Below are 19,788 nucleotides of genomic sequence, written 5' to 3'. Positions count from 1 at the left end.
TTCTCCTTCGCTTACAGGGAGTAGTACATATCGAATTCGATCGGATGAGTTGTCATACGGAAACGTGTGACATCTTCCATCTTCAATGCGATATATGCGTCAATCATAGAGTCTGTAAAGACACCACCACGAGTCAAGAACTCACGGTCTTTGTTCAAGGCTTCTAAAGCTTCTTCTAAGCTTGCACAAACGGTTGGGATCTTTGCATCTTCTTCTGGTGGCAAGTCATACAAGTTCTTGTCAGCAGCTTCGCCCGGATGAATCTTGTTCTGAACACCATCCAAACCAGCCATCATCAATGCTGCGAAGCAGAGGTATGGGTTAGCCAATGGATCAGGGAAGCGAGTTTCAATACGACGACCCTTAGGGCTAGAAACGTGTGGAATACGAATCGAAGCAGAACGGTTACGTGCAGAGTAAGCTAACTTCACTGGAGCCTCAAAGCCTGGAACCAAACGCTTGTATGAGTTTGTACCTGGATTGGTAATCGCATTCAATGCTTTAGCGTGCTTAATGATGCCGCCGATGTAGAACAATGCGAATTCTGACAAACCAGCGTAGCCGTTACCAGCAAACAAGTTCTCGCCATTCTTCCAAATAGATTGGTGAACGTGCATACCAGAACCGTTGTCACCAACGATTGGCTTAGGCATAAATGTTGCTGTCTTGCCGTAAGCATGCGCTACGTTTTGAATTACATATTTCTGCCAGATAGTCCAGTCAGCACGCTCAACCAATGTGCTGAATCTTGTACCCAATTCGTTTTGGCCTTGACCGGCAACTTCATGGTGATGAACTTCGACTGGAATACCTAATGATTCGAGGATCAAACACATTTCAGAACGCATGTCTTGGAAAGAATCTACTGGAGCAACTGGGAAGTAACCGCCTTTTTTACCTGGACGGTGGCCAGTGTTACCACCTTCTATTTCAGCGCCTGAAGACCATGGAGCCTCTTCAGAGTCAATCTTAACGAAGCAACCCTGCATGTCAGCACCCCAACGGACGCCATCAAAAATAAAGAATTCTGGTTCTGGACCGAAATAAGCGGTATCGCCTAAGCCGGTGCTTTTCAAATAAGACTCAGCGCGCTTCGCAATCGAACGTGGGTCACGGTCGTAACCTTTGCCATCTGAAGGCTCGATCACATCACATGTAATCACCAATGTTGGCTCTTCATAGAATGGGTCGATGTAGCAAGCTGTTGGATCTGGCATCAACAACATGTCAGATGCTTCAATGCCCTTCCAACCAGCAATAGATGAACCGTCAAACGCATGACCGCTCTCAAATTTGTCTTCGTCAAAATGGGAGATAGGTACCGTTGTGTGTTGCTCTTTACCCTTTGTATCTACAAAGCGGAAATCAACGAAAGTACATTCTTTCTCTTTAACTAACTTCATCACATCAGCGACGGTCTTCGTCATGCAAATCTCCTCTATTAACTAAATTCGGAATACAAACTTAAGGCATACACCCTTGTTCATTCCAGGCATCAAACATGCCCTTGGGATGCATCTAATTTACTGAAGCAAACAAATGGGAATTGCCATTATTGCACTGTTTAAGTGCTCAAATATTGCCTAAACCCCTAAAAAAACCCTAATATGCACCAAATAAGTGCTTATGAGGATTGGGCGATATCATGAATTTCATAGCCCAGGGCTTCGGTGCCAGTGCGGAGTGCAATCCAAGCGTTTTCTAATAGATTGGCATTGCCCTTAATCCCCAATTCAATATGGCGCTCGGTATAAACCCCGGCCTTTGAAGCGTCGCCCACAGACGGCAGACTAAAGACCTTCACTCCAGGAAAAGCAGCCTCAATGCGCTCCATTAAGGGCGTTAAGGTCGATTCAATTCCTTTGGGAACAATAAAGCTCTGTTCAGCCCAGTTCTCACGATGAAATAGACTCTGATAGTGCGTGTCTAAGCACCAAGCCATCATGGGAGCGGCCATTACTGGAAAGCCGGGAACAAAATAATGCTCACGGATACAAAAGCCAGGTATCTGGTTATAGGGATTGGGAATGATGTCGCTACCAATGGGGAACTCACCCATTTTGAAGCGATGTTGATTCTCAGGGGTGCTCAGATCCGCCTTAATGGGATCACCCTCAGCCATCGACTGAATGCGCCCTGCTATCAACTCTTGAGCAGATGGATGTAACTCTGTTTTAGTACCCAAGGCCAAAGCAGCACACTGCCTAGTGTGATCATCTGGAGTAGCACCAATGCCGCCGGTGCTAAAGACCACATCTCCACTGGCAAAACTATCTTTGAGGGTTGCAGTGATTTGCTCAGGGTCATCTGCCACATACCTAGCCCAAGACAAACTCAGGCCACGCTCATTGAGGAGTTCAATCAATTTACTCAGGTGTTTATCTTGACGGCGGCCAGACAAGATTTCATCGCCGATTACGATCAAGCCAAAACGACGAGACTTCACTTCAGGGGCATCAATAACCACTTTTTTCAAGGCATCAACCATGGTACGGAAGCTCCATATCAATTACACGTGCCTCAATATTTAAGGACTGTTCCAATTCAATTCTGCGCAGATCTTTTAAGGCCTCAAGTAGGTAATGTGTAAACCACAGTGCGGCAAACACAAAGATCAGAGAATAGATCCAGAGTGCCACGAAACTGACAATCGGAAATAACACCAAAGCCAAAGCCGAAGTCGCCCAAAAGAATGTTGGCACGGCACCGAGCATCCCAGAAACAATTCCCATCGCTAATAGTGGCCAACGATGCTGATGTAAGAGCGTATCGCGTTCTTGAGCGCTAGCATGTTGCGCAAGCACGTCATAAGACATTAGGCGCATGGTTAACCAACCCCACAGTAGTGGTGGTAAGACTGCTACCAGTGGAGGGATCCACCACACTGGCAAAGTCAACATGACTAGAGCTAAGCAAATTAATGCCGACCAAATGGTATAGATGAAGCTACCAAATAGACCGCCGCCCTTTCTTTTTTCAATATCCTTATAGGCATGTTGCCGAGTAACGATTTTGACAATCGCAGGTACAGTCGTAAAGGCAATAAACACCAACAAGCTAATCGAAATCAAGGGAATCAGTAGCATGACAAAAAAGAGAGGCGCAATCCATGCTCTCGCATCTTCAAAGCCCGCCCAGATCAAACCATCCTGAATCCAACTTGTAAAAATAGAAGTGGTCAAAAAAGTACTGAGCATCTCCAAAGCAGGCGTCCAAGTGAGCCAAATTAAACAACCCCACAAGACCGACACAATCAAGAATGGACGAAAGCTTAACCACAGCATTTTGGGATGCATGGTGCCAACCAAAGCTAAGCCAAATGACTTAAATACTTGCTGCATGCTATCCATAGATTTCTTTTGCCACCTTAAAAGACTGCTGATTTTATTTATTTCTAGGAAGGATTTCACGAACTGCGTGAACAAGACCCTGCCACTGCTGATGTAATACATTCGGTGAAACCGCCAAACCCCTCACACCAGTTGGATGGACATCCCGAGGGAAAATCGCAGTATTCAACATCATGTCCCACCACGGAAACAAGATACCAAAATTACAACCGCCCAACACTCCCGGCTTACCTTTAGCCTCGTGTCCATAACCAACTGCGTGATGCATTCGATGGTACATCGGGGAGATCAAGACATACTTTAATGGCCCCAAGTGAACTTTGATATTGGCATGTTGCCAGCTTTGGATAAATTGACTCAATACCACCAACATAATGAATTGACTTGGTGAAACTCCGAACAATAAAGCAAAAAATGCAAACACCACCGCATGCATGATGCTATCCAAAATATGATTGCGGTCATCTGACCATGCGGTCATGACAGTTTGACTGTGATGCAAAGCATGCAACTGCCACCACCAATTAAAGGTATGTGACGCGCGATGATATAAATACTCAACAAAATCTAGCAATACAAAATAGATGAAAAAGCTGACTAAAGGAATTGAAGTCACCGGTGGCCACCAAGATTCAACATTGAGCCTGCCAAAACGGAAATCATGCAATACCGAATCAATCTCAAAGAAGAATCCTGATAAAGCAATAAAAATCAAGCCGTGAAAAATGCCCAATCGATGAAACAAGGTATAAAAGATATCGGCCTTCGATGAATTCGCAAAACGCGCTTGCGTTTCGGCAGGGGCAAATCTTTCCCAAGTCCGAAGAATCAGTGCGATAAGCACGATCTGAATGCAGCCGAATAAAAACCAGTCGATGCCATCAAAGACATCTTCTGCCATCGACATCAAATTAAATTCGTACAGAATGGGGCCAGCTACATTGGCAAATAAGAATTCTTGAGTGCTGGCGTAAGCAGCAGCAATACTGGCAAGTACGGAATTAGACTCCATTACTCTATTGTGACTTATTTATCTAGTTTTGGCAGCGTCGCAAAGCAAAAGCCACGAGCCTTCAAATTAACAATGAGCTGTTCCAAAACCGCAGGTGCCCAAGGGTCTTTTCTAGACCAGATACCCAAGTGCGCCATCGTGATATCGCCATCCTCAATCTTGCTACTTGCTTTATCTAACAGCATCTGATTTGGGTGAGTCTGGGAGCTGAGCTCATCACCCAGAAATCCCGCCGGACTCCAACCAACATGCTGGTAACCGCACTGACTTCCCATCTTGATGGAGCGCGGCGAAGTTTTTCCGCCGGGGGCACGCCAAATGGGCTGAAGGTTTGTATCAGTCAACTCTTTGAATCGCTCATTCACTCTTCTAATTTCTCGGCAGTAACTGGCCTCGTTGTAGAGACTCATTACTCCTGCCTTTGGGCCGAACTGAGGTTTTGCGTAGATTTCCCCTGGGGGACCATCTTTCACAAAATAGACATGGTCATAAGTGTGGCTGCCAAAGTGGTGGCCTTCGCGAACCCTATCCTGCCAAAAGGATTTCCAGGAATCGTCTAAAGAAAAATCGCCACGACTGGTCTTTTCATTTGCCAGGAAAAAAGTAGCTTTGATCTTTTGACGATTCAAGATATCAGCAACAGTTTGCGCCACCGACATATTGCCGGTATCAAAGCTGAGGTAAACCGTTTTCTTACAATGCGTTTCTTGTGCAAACCCAAGTGACGAGCATGCCACCAAAACAATGAGCGTCGTAAGCCTCAGGAGAGCGGCATGCAAATGCATCTAATTAGCTTATTCCCAACCAGCGCGCGGCGTAAAGAAAACCCCGTGCGGAGATTTACCAACCGGAATAACGGTGATTAACTTCATTGAAGGGATATCAATTACGCCTACTTTTTTAGAGAAACGGAAAGTTACCCACAATGTCTTACCGTCAGGGGTGATCTCCATATCATCCGGTCCAGCAGGCAGGCCAGTGATATCACCAACCTTTTCTAGGGTCTGCATATTGATCAAGCTGATGGTTGAAGCAATCCGATTGCTAACAAACACATGCTTTTTATCACCCAAGGGGCGGAAGTTATGAGCACCCTTACCCGTCAAGATACGTTTTACTTCTTTGCGATTTTTCCAGTCGATGACTTGAACATTGTCTTCGCCAGTAATACCAATTAAGAGATATTGATCCCCAGGGGTCATCCACACACCGGCAGGAACATTGCCTGTAGGCATTTTCCAAATGACGGTTTGCGTATCCAAATCAATTGCAGCCAACTCACTGGAGTCTTGCAAAGTAATAAATGCGGTTTTGCTATCAGAGGTAAAAGCGACGTGACTGGGTGTCTTGCCTAACTTAATTGATTTGGCCAGCTTCAGATCAGCGCCCTGCGCATGGTAGACATCCACCCTATCCAAGCGATTGCCGTTAGCAATAAACCACTTGTGGTTCGGTGAGTAACCAATTTGGTATGGATCAATGATGTTGGGAATTTTTCCAGTCAGCTCGCCAGTGGTGGGATTCATCAGCACAACATCATTGCCAGCCGCATTTGCAATGAGCAGAGTCTTCTGGTCTGGAGTCATCATCAGATGATGAGGCTCTTTGCCGACTGGGACAGTCTTAATGACTTTGCGAGTGGGCATATCAATCAAACTCACTGTTGCCTCACCAGAGTTCAATACCACCGCTAACTTGGGCTCTGCTTTGGAGTCAGTCGCTGCTGATGTCTGAGCAAACGCGCCATTGTGCAACCCGATGAGGGCAAATGTAGCCAAAGCTGAAATAGTGCCAAATCTGGCTTTACTAATATATGTATGCATAGCCCACATTGTAAGCAATTGATGGCCCGCCACCACCCGTTCAATAGAGATCAATTTGACCTAACGCAAGCTGGCTAGGACCTTTTCTAGGCGTTTGAGAGACATTGGGCTTGGGGTCTTTAACTCCTGGGCATACAGAGCCACCCTCAATTCTTCAAGCTGCCAGCGAAAATCTGTCAGCGCCTGGTCTTCGGTCATCGCGTAGGACGCAGATGCACGACTACCCTGAACCAGTTTTTGCCATGGGCGAGCAACGGATTCCCATTCTTTTTGACATTGCGCATCTCGGCTGGGATTGGAGCGTAATTTGTCAATCCGCATCGCGATGGCCTTGAGGTAACGAGGAAAATGCACCAGCTGAGCATAAGGCGTATCCGAGACAAATTTTGAGAATATTAAGCCTTGCACTTGAGTCTGAATATCCGCATACGCGCTAGCAGAGGCAGCTTTTGCTTGAGCCAGCTTTTTTTGCAGATCAGCATGCGCCTGCAATGCAGCCAATGCATGCTTGGATATCTCTTGCGCAATTAAAGCCAAGCGCGGCTTTCCTGCCTGCAGGCGTTCTGCAAATTGCTCAGCATGAACGGGTAGCGGATCGTTCATGAATGCCCGCTCTAGAGCAAGATTTAGAATTTGCTCAATCAAGCCATCGACCGACCCAACATTAATAAATAACAAACCAAGCTCACGGATTCCAGGAAGCTGTTTTTGCAACGCCTTCAAGGTGTCTTTATTTGATAAAGCAAATAGTCGACGTAAGCCTTGCCAGTGATGTTTTCTAGCCTCAACTAAATCATCGAATACCTCGAGATCACATGACTCATCACGATCAACTAAGGCCGGATAACCAAATAAGGTGCGATTACCTTTTTGAATTTCTAGCGTCTCAGGCAGTTCACCAAAGTCCCAGCTTCGATACCCACCCTGCTCTACAGTTTTTGCTGTGGACGTCTGCTTGTTTTGAGCGGCTTTACTAGCTGAGCTTGGCGGGGCATCAGCGCCAAGCTCCTCATGGACAGCGTGCTGTGCAATAGCCTGAAAGGCAGTTCGGGCAGTTTCTCCATATTCTGCTCGCAGGCGCGCTAAATTACGCTCCAACTCCAGTTGACGCCCATGTTCATCTACTAGGCGGAAATTCATAGAAGAATGGAGTGGCAAAGATTCAGGCCTAAAGTCAGTGCGCTTAATCTCTAAACCACGCTCTTTACGAATATCCGTAATCAAGCTATCCAAGAAGTCGCCGACGCCAAACTGTTTATCTGTCAGCATGCGCTCCAAAAAGGACTTTGCATACTCAGGTAAAGGAACGCAGTGTCGCCGTAATTTCTGTGGAAGCGACTTTAGTAGCAAATGAATTTTCTCTTCACACATCCCAGGTACTAGCCATTCACAACGGCGACCATCCACTTGATTCAATAGCGTCAAGGGAACCACAAGAGTGACACCATCTTTAGGGCTGCCTGGTTCAAAGTGATAGGTCAAACTGAGGTCACCACCGCCAACTGTCATCTTTTTCGGATAACGGTCCACCGTAATACCAGCAGCTTCATGGCGCATTAAATCTGCTTTAGATAAACGCAATTGCGCATCAAGATTTTCTTGGGCTGAATCTTGGTTTTTGCTTGAATTTCTTAAGCAAGCCTTCATCCCCTCACGACTAAATATATCTTTAGGAATACGTGAATCATAAAAAGCAAATAAAAGATCATCGTCCACCAGCACATCGGGACGACGTGAGCGATGCTCTAGCGCTTCGATCTCTTTAATCAGCCTGCGGTTATGCCAGAAGAAATCAAAACTGCCGGGATATTTTTTTCTGGCATCCGCTTCAGTTTCCCGCATCAATGCTGGCGTATCCATACGACCAAACATTTCTTCCTGAACTAAGGCTTGCTTAATAAATAATTCGCGAGCATCTACAGGGTTATGAAGCTCATAACGCACTCGACGTCCGTGATAGATGGGTAAACCGTATAAGGTGCCGCGCTCAAATGCCATCACCTCGCCTTGGCGACTATCCCAAAATGGATCACTGAGGGATTTAATGAGGCGATGAGCAGCCACCTTCTCTACCCATTGCGGCTCAATCTTCGCGATCGTGCGGGCATACATGCGGTTAGTCTCTTGTAGCTCGCCAGCCAAAATCCAAGCACCCGCTTTTTTGCCAATAGTGGAACCAGGCCAAATGAATGGACGAATCCCACGGGCGCCGATGTAACCGCCAGTCTTACTACCCCGCTCTTGCGATTTTTCATCTTCCTCTTTTTTAGCGACATAGCCTAATAAGCCAGTCAATAAAGACAGATGTACCTGTTCATAAGTTGCTGCAGATGGATTCTCTTTCCAGCCTTTTTCGCCGAGCATCGTGTGCAGTTGCCCATGAACATCACGCCACTCTCGCAAACGTCTTGGAGATAAAAATTTACTCTTGCACAGATTTTCAAGTTGGCGATTGCTGTGTTTATGCTGCAAAGCATCTTGATACCAATCCCAAAGCTTTACAAAACTCAGAAACTCAGAGCGCTCATCCGCAAACTGTAAGTGGGCTTGATCTGCGGCAGCAGCTTGATCCATTGGCCTGTCGCGCGGATCTTGCGTCGCCAAAGCAGAGGCGATGATGGTGACTTCACGTAATGCGTTCTGCTCTTTAGCGGCTAAAAGCATGCGCCCGATACGAGGATCTAAGGGAAGGTCTGCTAATTGCTTGCCGATAGGTGTCAGCTTGAAACTGTTGTTAATGTCCTTGATGTCGCCCGAAGTGGAATCGTCATAGACAATCGCGCCCAACTCATCTAGCAGTTGCACGCCATCCGCAATGGCACGACCCAGTGGCTTATCAATAAATGGAAATTCTTGAATTCTGGGTAAGCGCAGAGAACTCATGCGAAGCAAGACAGCCGCTAGGGAACTGCGCAGAATTTCCGGATCAGTAAATTTTGGTCGCCCTAAATAGTCTTGCTCGCTATACAAGCGAATACAAATACCATCTGATACGCGCCCGCAACGTCCCGCCCGTTGATTAGCGGCAGCCTGGGATATCGGCTCGATCTGTAGTTGCTCAACTTTATTGCGATAAGAGTAGCGCTTAACTCGCGCTAAACCACTATCCACCACATAGCGAATATTGGGAACGGTTAAAGATGTCTCAGCTACGTTAGTAGTCAGAATGATGCGACGACCATTACCAGGATTAAAAACGCGCTCCTGCTCAGCAACCGATTGACGTGCAAAGAGGCTCAATATCTCCGGATGAAAGCGTTGCTGAAGAACATGGTCTTTTCTGAGGGCTTCAGCGCAATCCCGAATTTCTCGCTCGCCAGGCAAAAAGACCAATACATCACCTGCTCCGGATGCGCCTTCTCGCCACACATTGGCAATGGCTTCTGTAACTGCATCCGGAATTTCCTTGGCCTCTTTGGATTCCTTTTTGCCATCTGGCTTGACGTCGGGTTCTAGCGGTTCGTAGCGCTGCTCGACCGGAAAGAGTCGCCCGCTAACCTCAATCACTGGCGCCGCCTGGCCGCGCATTGAAAAATGCTCAGAGAAGCGCTTAGCGTCTATGGTGGCTGAAGTAATAATCAGCTTGAGGTCTGGACGCTTAGGTAGTAACTGCCGGAGGTAACCCAAAAGGAAATCAATATTGAGACTACGTTCATGGGCTTCATCGATGATGAGCGTGTCATAGGCCCGCAACTGAGGGTCGCGCTGGGTCTCTGCCAGCAAAATACCATCTGTCATGAGCTTGATAGAAGCGCCTTGACTGGTCTTATCGGCAAACCGTACCTGATAACCCACGTCTTGACCGATTGGGCTGCCCAGCTCCTGGGCTATGCGCTTGGCTGTGGCCGTTGCGGCAATTCGGCGAGGCTGAGTGTGACCAATGAGTCTGCCGCCGTTGATAGTGCCTCTACCGAGGTCCAAACAGATCTTCGGCAATTGGGTGGTTTTACCTGAACCAGTCTCACCACAAACAATCACCACCTGATGCGAAGACAAGGCGTCCTTGATGATTTGACGCTGACCAGATACCGGCAACTCCTCCGGAAAGCGAATCTCTAAGCGACGCGGGGTGTTGGAAGCAGGCACAGCTACAGGGCTTGCTTTGGGTTTTTGTTGGTTTATAGGCTCTTGCACCCTATAATTTTCTCACTATGCCAACAAATGCACCAAACCCTGGCTCAAACGCCGAAGAATCTAGCTCCAACTTTCCTTTTGTAGGATGGCTGCGTGATGTTGCGCCCTATATTCATAGCTTCCGCGAAAAGACCTTTGTCATTGCTTTTGCTGGTGAACTTGCCCAGGAAATTGGCCTTGAGAACCTGATTGAAGATATCGCCATGCTCCATGCTATGGGGATGCGGATTGTCTTGGTTCATGGCATCCGCCCTCAGATTGAAGAGCAACTGACGCTTCGCAATATCAAGAGCCAATTTGGCCAGAGCGCAATGCATAGCTACCGGATCACCGATGCCGCTGCTTTAGAGTGCGTCAAAGAGGCTGCTGGTGAACTGCGTCTGGATATTGAGGCTGCGTTTAGTCGCGGCCTTCCCAATACCCCAATGGCTGGATCGCGCATCTCTGTGATCTCAGGTAACTTTATTACCGCGATGCCAGTGGGCGTAGTTGAAGGCATTGATTACATCCATACTGGTCTAGTACGCAAGGTGGACTCCACCTCCATCAAGCTCTCGCTTGATAGCAATAAGATTGTGTTGCTCTCACCCTTGGGATTCTCCCCTACTGGTCAGGCGTTTAACCTAGCCTTTGAAGATGTAGCCGCCTCTACTGCTGCTGCACTTAAAGCGGATAAGCTCATTTTCTTAAGTCCCTATGCTGGCCTAAAGGATGAGGAAGGTGATTTCATCACCGAACTCTCGATGCCACAGCTTCACGAATATGTAGCCCAACATCCAGAACTGGATTTAGGCATGAAAAGCTTACTCAATATTTCTGGCAGAGCAATTCGCGCTGGTGTTAGTCGTGTGCACTTCTTACCCTGCAATCAAGATGGCGCCCTTTTGGAAGAACTCTTCACCCATGATGGCATTGGCATGATGCTAGCTTCATCTGATATTGAAAATCTGCGTGAAGCCAACCAAGATGACGTGGGCGGTATTTTGCAGTTGACTAGCCCGCTGGAAGAAGAAGGTATCTTGGCCGCACGCGGTCAAGACGTGATCGAGCGTGATATTCAGCGCTTCTCCGTGATTGAGCATGACCGCGTTCTCTTTGGTTGCGCAGCCCTCTTCCCATTTCCTAATGGCGTTGGCGAGCTTGCTTGCCTAGCAGTTGACCCCGATGTCCAGGGCTCAGGCGATGGAGAGCGTTTACTGAAGCGCGTTGAGATGCGGGCAAAACGGGAAGGTATTAAGAAGCTTTTCGTCTTGACCACAAGAACAGAACATTGGTTTTTGAAGCGCGGCTTTAAACGTGCTTCCGTAGAAGATCTTCCGGAAGAAAGAAAGCAGATCTATAACTGGGATCGCAAGTCGATGGTTCTCACCAAAGATCTTTAAGCATTCTTTTTTTATATTACTTATTTAGTAAAACAGTATTTGAAAGGTATTACAGATGGCACGCATGGTTCAATGTATCAAACTCAATAAAGAAGCTGAAGGAATGGACTTCGCTCCCCTTCCGGGAGAACTCGGCAAGAAGGTTTGGAATCAGGTCTCCAAGGAGGCATGGGCCGCTTGGTTGAAACACCAAACGATGCTAATTAATGAGAATCGTCTCAACATGGCCGATCCTCGTGCTCGTCAATACCTCCTCAAGCAAGTTGAAAAATACTTCTTTGAAGGCGGTGCAGATATGGCGCAGGGCTACGTTCCACCCGCAGAATAAATATTTTCACCCACCCCTTGACGGCTGAAATTGAGGGGAATAGGATGAAGTTGTAGTTAGTCAGCTCTTGTGGCTAACTACATTGGCGAAAGCCACTATACGTAAGCATATCTATATGCTTATTGGGCACTAGGAACTCAATCTCTTCCTTTTGCCTCCGCCATGATCATCATGGCAAACAAACCCGATGGATCAGCTTGCTGCCCCGTCGGGTTTTTTAATTAGAAGCTAACCCTGCTCACGCCCGATGCATTGCTAACCAGCAGAATGTCAGCCTTCTCTTTAGCAAATAGGCCAACCGTAATCACGCCAGCGATTTGGTTGATTTGAGCTTCGAGCGCTAGTGGATTGGTAATTTGCAAACCAGCGACATCCAAAATCCATCCGCCGTTATCCGTCACAAAGGGCTGGCTTGGGGTCTGGCCCAAATCAGCGCGCGTGTCTTTTGCCATTCTGAGGGTGACTGTGCCACCAAGCTTTAATAGTTCCTGAGTCACAATGCCTTTAGACAAGGGAATAATCTCCACAGGCAATGCGAAGTTACCCAATACAGGAACCTGTTTAGAGGAATCACAGATACAGATAAATTGCTTGGCCATCGAGGCAATAATCTTTTCCCGAGTCAAGGCCCCGCCACCACCTTTAATCATATGTCCGGCAGGGTCGATTTCATCGGCACCATCAACATAAGCAGGCAAAATACCAACGTCGTTGGGGTCCAAGACCTTAAAACCATGCTTTAGCAGGCGTTCAGTGGTGGCATTTGAGCTCGATACCGTTCCAGAGAAATGTCCTTTATGGGGTGCTAGAGCGTCAATAAAACAATTGGCAGTTGAACCTGTTCCAACCCCCAAAATTTGCCCAGCAGGCAATTGAAGAACCTCGTCGCGCGCCGCTTCTCCCACTAATTGCTTAAGTTGATCTTGATTCATGATCTTGCCTGATGCCCTTATCTGTACTGGATCGGTGTTATTGATGCATCTATCATATGATATTCAATGTAATTCCACATTAATCAAACAAGAGCCTTAAAGAACCTTAAAGAGCCCTAAAGAACCTTATGAACGCTACCGCACTGAGCCAACTCAAGCAATTCACCACCGTCGTGGCTGATACGGGCGACTTTGAGCGAATGCAGGAATACCAGCCTCAGGATGCCACTACCAACCCTTCCTTGATCCTTAAAGCTGCTCAGCAAGCCAACTACCAGGACTTACTTAATCGGGTTAAGACCGCGCACCCTGGTATGAAACCAGTCGATTTGGTGGACTACATTCTGGTTGCCTTTGGGCTGGAGATTTTGAAGATCGTCCCAGGAAGGGTTTCGACTGAAGTGGATGCCCGCCTCTCCTTCGATACTCAGGCAACCATTCATAAGGCCAAACACCTCATCTCTCTTTATGAATCTCACGGCATTGATCGCAAGCGCGTCTTAATCAAATTGGCTGGTACTTGGGAAGGTATTCAGGCGGCGAAGGCGCTAGAAGCAGAAGGTATTCATTGCAATATGACTTTGCTCTTCTCATTAGTGCAAGCCGCCGCATGTGGCGCAGTGAATGCGAAGTTAATCTCCCCATTCGTGGGACGTATTACTGATTGGTATAAGGCCAAGCTGGGAGCCAACTGGAGCGATACCGTCAATGGCGGGGGAAACGATCCTGGCGTCACTTCAGTAAAGCGCATCTTCCACTACTACAAACACTTTGGCATCACCACTGAAATCATGGGTGCCAGCTTCCGTAACACCAGCCAAATATTAGAGCTGGCAGGATGCGATCTGCTGACGATCAGCCCAGAACTCTTAGGTGAATTGCAATTGAGCACTGCCGTGATTGAGAAAAAATTGAATGCCAGCAATGCGGCAAGTGCCATTGCCTTCGAACATATCATCCCACTCAAACTAGATGAATCGAATTTCAGACTGCAATTGAACAATGATGCGATGGCCACTGAAAAGTTAGCCGAGGGAATTCGTAATTTCTGCATTGACACGGAAAAGCTAGAGGCGCTCTTAAGTAAGTAAGCCCCAGCAGGCTAATTTATCCAGTATTTCTGAGTCCGGCCGCAATTCCATTAATCGCAATATGGATACCTCTTTGCACCCTATCGTCATGCTTACCTGCTCGATAGCGCCTCACCAACTCGACCTGCAAATGATGCAGTGGGTCGATATAAGGAAAACGATTGCGTATCGATCTGGCTAGAGATGGATTCTTAGCCAGACGCACCTTTTCTCCAGTAAGCAAGTTCAGGGCATCTACTGTTTTATTCCACTCAGCTTCAATGGAATTAAAAATCTTCTTGCGAAGCTTAGTATCAGAAACCAATTCGCTATAACGAGAGGCTAATGCTAAATCACTCTTGGCTAGAGCCATATCCATATTGGATAGCAAGGTCCTAAAAAATGGCCAATCCTTATACATCTTTTGTAACAAAGCGAGTGCCGCTTTTTTATCTTTAGCCTTAGGGTGATTCAAGAAATCCTCTACGGCAGAACCAAAGCCAAACCAACCCGGAAGTGTTAGGCGGCACTGACCCCAGCTAAATCCCCATGGAATCGCTCTTAAGTCTTCGATTTTCTGGCTGGCTTTGCGACTTGCGGGACGAGAGCCAATATTGAGTTTTGCTATCTCCCGAATAGGTGTCGCATCAAAGAAATATTCTGCAAATCCCGGGGTCTCATATACAAGACCACGATAAGCATCCATGCTGGCTTGAGAAATTTGCGCGGCAGCATCCAAAAAAGCTTTGCTGGCTTGTTTGGTTGGCTTTAATAAAGTGGCTTCTAGTGTAGCGGCTACTAGGGTCTCTAGATTGCGTCTGCCAATCTCAGGGTTGGCGTACTTTGACCCAATCACTTCGCCCTGCTCGGTTAAACGAATTTGTCCGCGTACCGTGCCTGGAGGCTGTGCCAGGATTGCCTCATAACTTGGACCACCCCCACGACCTACTGTGCCACCCCTACCGTGAAATAACCGGAGTTTCACCCCATGCTTTTGCTCTAAAGGCTCAAACACCTGAACCAAGGCAAGCTCCGCGCAATATAACTCCCAATTGCTAGTAACAATACCGCCATCCTTATTGGAGTCGGAGTAGCCCAACATAATGTCTTGCTCAGCGCCAGATCGTTTTACTAAACCCAGAATCCCTGGCAATGCATAAAAATCTTGCATGATTGGCGCGGCATTGCGTAAATCATCAATCGTCTCGAATAATGGAACAACAATTAAGTCGGCCGAGGACTTCTTGCCTAAAGTTTCATGCATTAAGCCCACTTCTTTTTGAAGCAGTAGAACTTCTAACAAATCACTGACAGTTTCGGTGTGACTGATGATGTAATGGCGGATGACATCTTTACCAAAGAGCTCTCGCATTTTTTTAGCCATTTCAAAAATGGCGATTTCGGAAAGGGCAAAATCAGAGTATTGATGCCCCACAACCCGAAGAGGTCTTGGATCTTTTAATAGAGATAACAAGAGCGCACGCTTTTGCTCTTCAGAAAGACTCGAATAATCTTTTTGAATCGATGCTATACCTAGCAACTCAGCCAAAACAGCTTCATGCATATCAGAACTTTGGCGCAAATCCACAGTAGCTAAATGAAAGCCAAATACCTCCACCGCTCTGATCAAGCCACGTAGCCGGCGATCTGCTAGCGCCTTAGCACCTTGAGAAATGAGTGAAGCTTCAATTGTCTTGAGATCAGATAAAAATTCTTGCGCGCTGATATAGGGATTTTGTGGGGCAACCGCATGTCGCGCTGCATCTGTACCAGTAAGCGCCTTTAAAGTAGCTGCCAATCTTGAATACATGCCAGTAAGCGCCCTTCGATAGGGTTCATCCTGGCGATGTTCATTAGTATCGGGCGAGCTAGCTGCAAGCGCTTGCATCTTCTTCGGAAATGTTAGGAGCAATGCGGATACCGATAGATCTCTACCTAAGTAATGCACTTCAGTTAAGTAGTGGCGCAGCACCATTTCTGCCTGTCTTGAAACAGCATACTTAAGCGTCTTAGCGCTGACATTGGGGTTGCCGTCGCGATCACCGCCAATCCACTGACCCATCTTTAGGAAACTGGCTACAGCATTTCCAGAAAGAGAATCCTCCAATTGCGCGTAAATCTTGGGAATCTCTCTCAAAAAAGTAGTCTCGTAATACGTCAGCGCATTCTCAATCTCATCAGCAACCGTGAGCTTAGTAAAGCGTAATAAACGGGTATGCCAGAGTTGAAGTACACGTGCACGAATTTGCTCTTCATTGGCCTTTAGCTCTTTATTGAGCAAAGCATCTTTTTGCGGGTTATTTGCTTTAGAAGATTCTTTAATCTGATCGCGGGCAGTTAATAAATTAGCAATATCACGTTCGGCCTCCAAAATACTAGTTCTTTGCACTTCAGTTGGATGCGCGGTGAGCACTGGCGAGATCAAGCTTTCTTCCAATGTCTTAGAGATCATCTTGCTTGTCACGCCAGCAGCATGAAGCTTTTTCATGGCCATCGGAATGCTGCCATCTTGATAACTGCCAATGCGCTCATAAGCTACGCGGCGGCGAATGTGATGTCTATCCTCGGCTAAATTGGCCAAATGACTGAAGTAAGTAAAAGCACGAAGCACTTTTACGGCGATTTCACTACTAAGCCCCTTAAGCAGTTTGCTCAGTTCGTGATTGGCCTTCTGATTTGCATCACGATGAAAGGCCACTGATAATTTCCTGATCTGCTCTACCAATGCATAGACAGAATCGCCCTCTTGCTCGCGAACGATGTCGCCCAAAATCTTTCCTAAGAGGCGAATGTCATCAATTAACGGTAGTTCAGTATTTTTCAAAAAAGCTCCAATGATCAATATCAAGATACTAGGTAGCACTATAGCAAGCTCACTCTTACGCAAGACAAGGTCGACCATAATCGAGTCAACTGAGCGCAATAGAACAGCTAAGGTTTATATAAAGTAATATGAAATTTTGGTCTGCCCAGCACGATTCGAACGTGCGACCTACGCCTTAGAAGGGCGTTGCTCTATCCAGCTGAGCTATAGGCAGTGAGTACTGGGACTGAAATACTTAAAACAAATGAGAAAGTGGTCGGAGTACAAGGATTCGAACCTTGGACCCCCTGCTCCCAAAGCAGGTGCGCTACCAGGCTGCGCTACACTCCGACGGAATCGATATTCTACACTGAGATGGCCTACAAGGGCAAATACTGTAGTATTTGGGGCATGGAAGCCTTATTTTTAAGCAAATTTAGAAAGCAATTTACGGGTGCTATTGCCCTTGGCTTTCTGCTGGTCAGCTTATTAGGTACCCATTGGATCGGCTTTGCTCACGGCATTGCCCACTCAGGAATTCACTCTCCATCCATTGAACTTAGTTGCGCGGATCAGGCGCCTACTCTTGGGCACAGCTCCGCAGGTTGCCACTTATTAGATGCGCTTACGCTTGCTGGCTTCATTGCCTCAACTCCCAATCATTTCATTGGCATCAACTTTTTTCGTGAAGTGCAATTGGTATCAGCCGATGCTTCACTGACCCGAATTCATATTGGGCTATACCAATCAAGAGCCCCACCTAGCTTCATTCTATAAATCGCTCCACCTGTCAAACTGAACTGTTTGGCTATTTGATTTATTGCGCCACTCAAGCAGTGGCATGCATCAGGAATGAAGGAAATGCCATGTATCAAATCAATCAGCCATTGGCTAAGCAAAAGCTAATCTACGTCCTGGTTTCAGGATTAATTAGTACTACCACCTTTGCGCAATCTCAACCCTCTCTCGAAATCACTTCAACTGGATCGCAAGAGGCAACTCAAAGCATTTTGACTCCAACCAAGATTTTGCAGGGTGATGAACTCCTCAATAAGTTAGGCACAACACTCGGTGCAACACTTGCTAATGAGTTGGGCGTATCAGCCACCGGCTATGGTGCCGGCTCATCTCGGCCAGTTATTCGGGGCCTTGAGGGTTCTCGTGTACAAATTTTGCAGAATGGTTTATCTGTTGGTGACGTATCCAATATCTCGCAAGACCATGCTGTTGGCAACAATATGCAAAACACGCATCAAGTAGAAATTCTTCGTGGTGCAGCTGCCCTTCTCTATGGCTCAGGCTCAAGTGGTGGACTCGTTAACGTGGTCAACGATCGCATCTTGACGAACTTACCTGATAGACCAACAGGAGCACTCAATACCAGTTATGAGACCGTTAACAATGGCAGAGCTGGAGCAGTTGAAGTGGACGGGGCATTTGGTTCGGTAGCAGTCCACGTGGATACTGCTATCAATAACGCTAATGACTACCGAATTCCAGGCTATGCCAATCAAGGCGGGCCAAATCAAGAGTGGGCAATCAATCCAGGTGAACCATTAAGCGTTCCATATTCAGGAAAACTTCCGAATTCATTTAGCAATCAGAATAATTTAGGTGTTGGTGTTTCTTATGTTGGGCAGAACGGCTATACCGGCGTTTCTGTAGAGCGTTTAAATAATAACTACGGCATTCCAACACCTGAAGGTGGGTCAATTAATCAGTCGCAGAATCGCTATGACCTGCAGCACCAAACACGTGATCCATTTTCGGGCTTTTCATCATTCAAATTTAGCGCAGCCAATTCCAATTACAACCATACCGAATTTAATAACGCTGGTGAAGCAGCATCTTTGTGGAAGAACATTGCCAATGAAGCGCGCTTTGAACTTGCCCATAACCCCTTGGCTGGCTGGAAAGGCACCTTTGGAGCACAAGTATCAGCTGCATCACTGAACGCCACTGAAGTAGGCACCGGTAGCTACGCCATCGTTCCGCCAACCAAGACCAACTCCAATGCCTTGTTCTGGATTGAGGAAGGCAAATGGAATTCTCTGCAAGGTAATTTAGGTCTGCGTTATAACAACGTTGCGCAAAAACCAAATTTAGGAACCGAGCTGGTACCCGAACCTGTAAATACTGGTGGTGATACGCCCGCCATTACCTTACAAAACCGCAACTTTAATTTAATGTCCTATTCAGCCGGTGGTTTATGGAACTTTATGCAAGGGCATGGTGCTGGTCTTGCCTATACAGTTTCACAGCGTGCGCCTAGTGCACAAGAACTCTATTCCTATGGTGCGCATGAATCTACTGCCACATTTGATATTGGCAACCCCAATCTCGATAAAGAGACTTCTCATAACCTTGAATTTAATATACAGAAAACGAGTGGCTTGATGAGAGCTAAAGCAAGTGTGTATGCCAATCGATTCAACAACTACATCTATGGTTACTACACTGGGCAATCCGTTCCCAATGCTGGTGACTTCTCGGTAGTGGTAGCACAACAAGCAGCGGCAACGATTAAAGGCGTGGAAGGTGAATTAACTTATAACTGGCGAGAACATGGCCTTGGCGGACGTGTGTTTGGCGATGCCTCGCAAGGCACTTTTGATGCGGGCGGCAATCTCCCTTTGCAACCCGCTCCACGTTTGGGTGCAGAAATTGCGCATCAACAGAATGGCTGGCTTACCAACGCCACTTATATCTACAGCTACCAGCAAAACCGATTAGCCAATTGGGAAATTGGACCTGCACCGAGTTACAACTTATTAAATGCTGGAATCTCTTACACAGAGAAAATTAAGGATGTGAACTGGACTGTGTATATGAACCTCAAGAATTTACTCAATGAGCAAATTCGGTATGCCACTACACCAATGGCTGTAAGACTCTTTGCACCACAACCCGGTAGAAGCTTGATGGTAGGCTTAAGAGGTACGTTCTAAACCCTG

Annotated in this window: 14 protein-coding genes and 2 tRNA genes; 5 read left to right on the top strand and 11 right to left on the bottom strand. The window is 46.9% G+C overall.

Annotated features, from left to right (window positions below):
• Positions 1–11 precede the first annotated feature (11 nt).
• The 7 genes from glnA to hrpA all read right to left on the bottom strand — a co-directional run bounded on the left by glnA (position 12) and on the right by hrpA (position 10,271).
• The gene (gene glnA, locus ICN12_RS01805) at positions 12–1,427 is read right to left on the bottom strand and encodes a type I glutamate--ammonia ligase (protein WP_216270368.1); all 1,416 of its coding nucleotides are present in this window, start codon (positions 1,425–1,427) and stop codon (positions 12–14) included.
• A 197-nt stretch (positions 1,428–1,624) separates the two neighbouring features.
• Positions 1,625–2,488 carry a competence/damage-inducible protein A gene (locus tag ICN12_RS01800; RefSeq protein ID WP_216270367.1) on the bottom strand — a complete coding sequence of 288 codons (864 nt, stop codon included), beginning with the start codon at positions 2,486–2,488 and terminating at the stop codon, positions 1,625–1,627.
• Entirely contained in the window at positions 2,481–3,350 is an 870-nt protein-coding gene (locus tag ICN12_RS01795; RefSeq protein WP_216270366.1) for an EI24 domain-containing protein, read from the bottom strand. The genes ICN12_RS01800 and ICN12_RS01795 overlap by 8 nt, the downstream gene beginning before the upstream one ends.
• Positions 3,351–3,384: 34 nt before the next feature.
• On the bottom strand, positions 3,385–4,362 hold the full coding sequence (locus ICN12_RS01790) for a sterol desaturase family protein (RefSeq protein WP_216270365.1): 978 nt from the start codon (positions 4,360–4,362) through the stop codon (positions 3,385–3,387).
• 14 nt (positions 4,363–4,376) lie between these two features.
• Positions 4,377–5,147, bottom strand: coding sequence for a polysaccharide deacetylase family protein (locus ICN12_RS01785; protein WP_216270364.1), 771 nt, complete (start codon positions 5,145–5,147; stop codon positions 4,377–4,379).
• Between the two features lie 9 nt (positions 5,148–5,156).
• Positions 5,157–6,185, bottom strand: a complete 1,029-nt coding sequence (locus ICN12_RS01780) for a YVTN family beta-propeller repeat protein (protein ID WP_216270363.1) — start codon at positions 6,183–6,185, stop codon at positions 5,157–5,159.
• 60 nt (positions 6,186–6,245) lie between these two features.
• Positions 6,246–10,271: an ATP-dependent RNA helicase HrpA gene (hrpA, locus tag ICN12_RS01775; protein ID WP_216270455.1), complete on the bottom strand. Its 4,026-nt coding sequence runs from the start codon at positions 10,269–10,271 to the stop codon at positions 6,246–6,248.
• A gap of 65 nt (positions 10,272–10,336) precedes the next feature.
• Here hrpA and argA point away from each other — a divergent pair, with 65 nt between their 5' ends.
• Positions 10,337–11,701: an amino-acid N-acetyltransferase gene (argA, locus tag ICN12_RS01770; protein WP_216270362.1), complete on the top strand. Its 1,365-nt coding sequence runs from the start codon at positions 10,337–10,339 to the stop codon at positions 11,699–11,701.
• Between the two features lie 55 nt (positions 11,702–11,756).
• Positions 11,757–12,029 carry an oxidative damage protection protein gene (locus tag ICN12_RS01765; protein WP_046330271.1) on the top strand — a complete coding sequence of 91 codons (273 nt, stop codon included), beginning with the start codon at positions 11,757–11,759 and terminating at the stop codon, positions 12,027–12,029.
• Between the two features lie 221 nt (positions 12,030–12,250).
• Here the strand turns inward: ICN12_RS01765 and rpiA are convergent, their stop codons facing one another.
• Positions 12,251–12,961: a ribose-5-phosphate isomerase RpiA gene (rpiA, locus tag ICN12_RS01760; RefSeq protein WP_216270361.1), complete on the bottom strand. Its 711-nt coding sequence runs from the start codon at positions 12,959–12,961 to the stop codon at positions 12,251–12,253.
• 128 nt (positions 12,962–13,089) lie between these two features.
• Here rpiA and tal point away from each other — a divergent pair, with 128 nt between their 5' ends.
• A complete protein-coding gene (gene tal / locus ICN12_RS01755) occupies positions 13,090–14,052 on the top strand; it encodes a transaldolase (RefSeq protein ID WP_216270360.1) in 963 nt (320 codons plus the stop codon).
• Positions 14,053–14,068: 16 nt separating this feature from the next.
• On the opposite strand, the gene ppc is transcribed toward tal, so the two are convergent.
• The 3 genes from ppc to ICN12_RS01740 all read right to left on the bottom strand — a co-directional run bounded on the left by ppc (position 14,069) and on the right by ICN12_RS01740 (position 17,185).
• A complete protein-coding gene (gene ppc / locus ICN12_RS01750; protein WP_255537637.1) occupies positions 14,069–16,855 on the bottom strand; it encodes a phosphoenolpyruvate carboxylase in 2,787 nt (928 codons plus the stop codon).
• A 137-nt stretch (positions 16,856–16,992) separates the two neighbouring features.
• Positions 16,993–17,069 (bottom strand) — tRNA-Arg (locus ICN12_RS01745).
• Between the two features lie 39 nt (positions 17,070–17,108).
• Positions 17,109–17,185 (bottom strand) — tRNA-Pro (locus tag ICN12_RS01740).
• 60 nt (positions 17,186–17,245) lie between these two features.
• Here ICN12_RS01740 and ICN12_RS01735 point away from each other — a divergent pair.
• Positions 17,246–17,611 carry a hypothetical protein gene (locus ICN12_RS01735; RefSeq protein WP_216270359.1) on the top strand — a complete coding sequence of 122 codons (366 nt, stop codon included), beginning with the start codon at positions 17,246–17,248 and terminating at the stop codon, positions 17,609–17,611.
• An 89-nt stretch (positions 17,612–17,700) separates the two neighbouring features.
• Complete coding sequence (locus ICN12_RS01730) at positions 17,701–19,782, top strand: TonB-dependent receptor (protein ID WP_216270358.1); 2,082 nt, start codon at positions 17,701–17,703, stop codon at positions 19,780–19,782.
• Positions 19,783–19,788: the final 6 nt, after the last annotated feature.

Origin of the sequence: Polynucleobacter sp. AM-25C3, assembly GCF_018882335.1 — a bacterium.
Lineage (GTDB): Bacteria > Pseudomonadota > Gammaproteobacteria > Burkholderiales > Burkholderiaceae > Polynucleobacter.
This window is presented reverse-complemented; position numbering and strand designations above follow the sequence as displayed.